Source organism: Streptomyces sp. BF23-19 (assembly GCF_041106355.1).
Lineage (GTDB): Bacteria > Actinomycetota > Actinomycetes > Streptomycetales > Streptomycetaceae > Streptomyces > Streptomyces virginiae_A.
In genome coordinates, this window is the sequence record NZ_JBGBPT010000176.1 from 1 (window position 1) to 4770 (window position 4770).

The 4770-nt window shown below is 68.5% G+C and carries 4 protein-coding genes; all 4 read left to right on the forward strand.

Annotation, left to right across the window (positions count from 1 at the left end):
* The first annotated feature begins 126 nt into the window (after positions 1-126).
* On the forward strand, positions 127-519 hold the full coding sequence (locus tag AB8A24_RS42945) for a DUF742 domain-containing protein (protein ID WP_030014827.1): 393 nt from the start codon (positions 127-129) through the stop codon (positions 517-519).
* Positions 500-1081, forward strand: a complete 582-nt coding sequence (locus tag AB8A24_RS42950) for an ATP/GTP-binding protein (RefSeq protein ID WP_046776286.1) — start codon at positions 500-502, stop codon at positions 1079-1081. The genes AB8A24_RS42945 and AB8A24_RS42950 overlap by 20 nt, the downstream gene beginning before the upstream one ends.
* A 293-nt stretch (positions 1082-1374) precedes the next feature.
* Positions 1375-4557 carry a nitrate- and nitrite sensing domain-containing protein gene (locus tag AB8A24_RS42955; RefSeq protein ID WP_369479221.1) on the forward strand — a complete coding sequence of 1061 codons (3183 nt, stop codon included), beginning with the start codon at positions 1375-1377 and terminating at the stop codon, positions 4555-4557.
* 10 nt (positions 4558-4567) lie between these two features.
* On the forward strand, positions 4568-4770 hold a 203-nt coding region (locus tag AB8A24_RS42960; RefSeq protein WP_369479222.1), incomplete at its 3' end, for a roadblock/LC7 domain-containing protein.

Below are 4770 nucleotides of genomic sequence, written 5' to 3' on the forward strand. Positions count from 1 at the left end.
CTCCCGGCCGGGAGATCGGGGCCCCGCCCCGGAATCCAGTACGCCCGCCAGGCCGTCATCCCGTTCCCCCCACCGGCCGCCCCGTAAGACGGCACGCTGACCACTGCTGTCCAGCCCGGAGGATCAATGACCCCGCCCCCCGCCTACTCCGATTCGTACGGAGACTCGTACTCGGAAGGCGATCAGCCGCTGGTGCGTCCGTACGCGATGACCGGCGGCCGGACCCGGCCCCGCTACCAGCTCGCCATAGAGGCGCTGGTCAGCACGACCGCCGATCCGATGCACCTGTCCGGCCTGCTCCCCGAGCACCAGCGCATCTGCACGCTGTGCCGCGAGGTCAAGTCGGTCGCCGAGGTCTCCGCACTTCTGTCGATGCCGCTCGGTGTCGCCCGGATCCTCGTCGCCGACCTGGCGGAGGCCGGAATGGTGGCCATCCACCAGCCGGGCAATGGAGAGGCCGGCGGCACGCCGGATGTAACGCTGCTCGAAAGGGTGCTCAGTGGCCTTCGGAACATCTAGCGGAGCGGCTCCCCGCTCCACCACCTCCGCGAAGATCGTGGTGGCGGGCGGCTTCGGCGTGGGCAAGACCACGTTCGTCGGAGCCGTGTCGGAGATCAACCCGCTGCGCACCGAAGCCGTGATGACCAGCGCCTCGGCCGGGATCGACGACCTCACCCACACCGGTGACAAGACGACCACCACCGTCGCCATGGACTTCGGCCGCATCACGCTCGACCAGGACCTGATCCTGTACCTCTTCGGTACCCCGGGCCAGGACCGCTTCTGGTTCATGTGGGACGACCTGGTCCGCGGCGCCATCGGCGCGATCGTGCTCGTGGACACGCGCCGTCTCGCCGACTGCTTCCCGGCGGTGGACTACTTCGAGAACAGCGGCCTGCCGTTCGTCGTGGCCCTCAACGGCTTCGAGGGGCACCAGCCCTACACGCCGGAGGAAGTCCGCGAGGCCCTGCAGATCGGCCCCGGCGCTCCGATCATCACCACCGACGCCCGCCACCGCGCGGACGCCAAGAGCGCGCTCATCACGCTCGTCGAGCACGCCCTCATGGCGCGGCTCAAGTAACACGGTTTCAGTTGTCACGCGGGAGGGGCGGGCTGTGTCCTACGACACGGCCCGCCCCTCTCGTTCATAACGTTTCGACAGAGAATTACGGCCACTTGGCCACGGGGTGCGGTCGCCTGGTACCACTGCGCGCACAACTGCCCCTATTTTTGCCGCAGGACGCTCTCTATGTCCGATTTATGTAGGGCATAAGCTTCTGGGTACGGCCGGTTTCAACTGTTTGGAACACGGCCGTTAACCGTGCTGGAATTCAACGAACTAGCTAGTAGCACCGCCGAGAGGTTGTTGGTCGAGTGAGGCGAAGCATCGCAAGCCCCGCGGATGAACCCGCGCGCGGCAACTTCACCCCGCCGCCGCGAGCGGCCGCGTCGCCCGTCGACGTGCCCGTGGACCCGCCCGCGAGCAGCGGGAGCAGCAGCAGGTTCTCGCCCCGCAACTGGCGTGTGCCGACCCGTCTGAACGCCATCCTGCTCGTGCCGGCCCTCGTGGGTCTGGTCATGGGCGGCTTCCAGGTGAAGGGCTCCATCGACACCTGGAACGAGGCCAAGGACGCCGAGAAGATAGCCACGGTCGTCCAGGCGGCCTCGGGCTACAGCCAGGCACTGCTCAACGAGCGTGACCTGACCGCCGAGCCCCTCCTGAACGGCCAGACGAAGGACCCGAAGGTCCTCAAGGCTTACGCGGACACCACCGCGGCCAAGGAGAGGTTCGACAAGGCCGTCCAGGAGATGCCGAAGAACCTCGGCCTGGAGCGACGCCTGGACCTCTTCCGCGCGGAGGAGCCCAAGCTCGACGTCGTACGCGACAAGGCGTACCAGGCGGCCATCGAGAGCCCCAAGAAGGATCTGCCCAGGACGGCCGGGCCCATCCCGACCGAAGAGGGCTACGTGCTGGTCCAGCACTACCTCATGCAGTTCGCGAACGAGCTCGGTCTCGGCACCGGCAACGTGACCTCGTACGGCCGCATGGTCTACGCGATCCAGCTGGCCAAGGCGGCGAACTCGCTGCAGCGCTCCGTCGGTACGCACCTGCTGGTGCGCCCGAGCGCCGACGAGAACACCCGCAAGGCCCAGCTCGTGGCCTTCTCCTCCTACGCCTACCTCGAAGAGATCGCCATCGGCGAGTACGTCGCGGCGGGTACCGAGGACGACGTGAACCGCCTCAAGGCGGTCATGGCCAAGAAGTCCGAGGACGGCGCGGCGAAGATCGCCGAGGCGAAGCACCAGGCCGAGCAGGCCGGTGTCCGCTTCATCCCCCCGCCGACGATCCAGGACTCGGCGCTGCTCGGCATGACCGACGCGATCGCCAACAGCGAGAGCAAGAAGAAGCTCGCCGAGACCGGGGCGACCCCCGCGTTCTGGCAGGCCGCCGCCACCGCGAAGTTCGACGGTTACGACGAGGTCGAGAAGGAACTCCTCGACAAGGCCGTCAAGGACGCCGTCGCGGTCTCCGACGACGCCCGCACGGACGCGATCGTCAACGGCGCCATCGTGGTCGTGGCCCTGCTCGCCGCCTTCATCCTGGCCGGCATGATGGCCCGCCAGATGGGCCGCGCGATGGCCCGCCTGCGCACCGCCGCCTTCGACATCGCCGAGCAGCGCCTGCCGATGCTCGTCGACCAGCTCTCGCGCACCGATCCCGGCAAGGTGGACACCCGTGTCCACCCGATCCCCATCGACTCCCAGGACGAGATCGGCGAGGTCGCACGCGCCTTCGACCAGGTCCACCGGGAAGCGGTACGGCTCGCGGCCGAGCAGGCGCTCCTGCGAGGGAACGTCAACGCGATCTTCACCAACCTCTCCATGCGCAACCAGTCGCTGATCGAGGGCCAGCTGACCCTCATCACCGACCTGGAGAACAACGAGGCCGACCCGGACCAGCTGGAGAACCTCTTCCGCCTGGACCACCTGGCCACCCGTATGCGCCGCAACGGCGAGAACCTCCTCATCCTCGCGGGCGAGGAGCCGGGCCGCCGCTGGGACCAGCCGGTCCCGCTCGTCGACGTGCTGCGCGCCGCCTCCTCCGAGGTGGAGCAGTACGAGCGCATCGAGCTCTCCGGTGTCTCGGAGGCCGAGATCCACGGCCAGGCCGTGACCGACCTCGTGCACCTGCTCGCCGAGCTCCTGGAGAACGCCACCACGTTCTCCTCGCCGCAGACCAAGGTCCGCGTGAACGCCACGCGTCTGCCCGACGGCCGCGTGATGGTCGAGATCCACGACAAGGGCATCGGCCTCACCGCCGAGGACTTCGCGGACATCAACCACAAGCTGGCCAACCCGCCGACCGTGGACGCCGCGATCTCGCAGCGCATGGGTCTGTTCGTGGTCGGCCGGCTGGCGGACCGCCACAGCATCCGTGTCCAGCTGCGCCCCTCGGGCGAGGCCGCCGGTACCACCTCGCTGGTCATGCTCCCCGACGCCATCACCCACGGTGGCGGTGGCGAGGGCATTCCGGACGACGACTTCACGGTCTCGCAGATCATTCCGGAGCAGCAGGTCCTGCAGGCACCCCCGCTGCGCACCGCCGCCGAGCTCGGCTTCGACGACTCGCGGTACGACCAGCAGGGCCCCGACGGCATCGCCGCCGACCCGGTCGGCCGGTCCCTGGGACAGCAGGACCGCAGAGCCGCCCTGGCGGCCCAGGTGGGTTACCCGCAGGAACAGCAGCAGTACCCCGCCCAGGAGTATCCGGAACCTCAGCCGGAGCACGGGTACCAGGAGTACCAGGGCTACGAGCAGCAGTCCGAGCAGGCCTACGACACCTCCTACGAGGCTCAGCAGGCACAGCAGGGCTACGAGGCGTACCCGCAGCAGGACTACGGCTATACGGAAGACGGCTACCCGGACCAGCAGTCGGCCACTCAGGGCTACGACAATGGTTTCGATGCCGGGCCGGGGCAGGCCGAATGGCCCGAACAGAACACGTATCCAGCTGCCTACCAGCAGGATTACGGGACTGAATCGGAATCCCAGGCCGTCCCCGAACCGGCTCCGGAGCGCGTAGGCTTCGACCGTCCGGGTGCCGCTGCCGACACCGGTCACGCGATGACCGGAGCGGGCCTGCCGCGACGCGGCAGCCAGCAGCAGTGGCCGCCCGGGAAGCAGGAAGCGGAGTCCACCGGATCCCTCTTCGAACAGCGGTCGCCGCGTCAGCAGCAGCCCGCCGAGACGGAGCGGGCGCCGGAGGAAACTGACGGCACCGCCGCCTGGCGTTCGCGCAACGACGAACGCTGGCAGCAGGCCGGAAAGCTCCGTGAGCCGAAGGCGGGCGGGGTCACCCCGTCCGGTCTCCCTCGGCGAGTGCCCAAGGCCAACCTGGTCGAGGGCGCAGCGGAGACGACCCCGCAGGGCGGCCCCCAGGTCTCCCGCGCTCCGGAGGACGTCCGCGGCAGGTTGAGCAACCTGCGGCGCGGTGTCCAGCAAGGACGCAGCGCGGGTTCTGAGCAGTCAAGTAACAGCTATGACCAGGAGCGTTAGTGTGAGCCCGATGAGCCAGGCGGCACAGAACCTGAACTGGTTGATCACCAACTTCGTGGACAACACCCCTGGGGTGTCCCACACGGTGGTGGTCTCCGCCGACGGCCTTCTTCTGGCGATGTCCGACGGATTTCCGCGCGACCGCGCCGATCAGCTGGCGGCCGTGGCCTCCGGACTGACCTCGCTGACCGCCGGTGCCTCCCGCATCTTCGA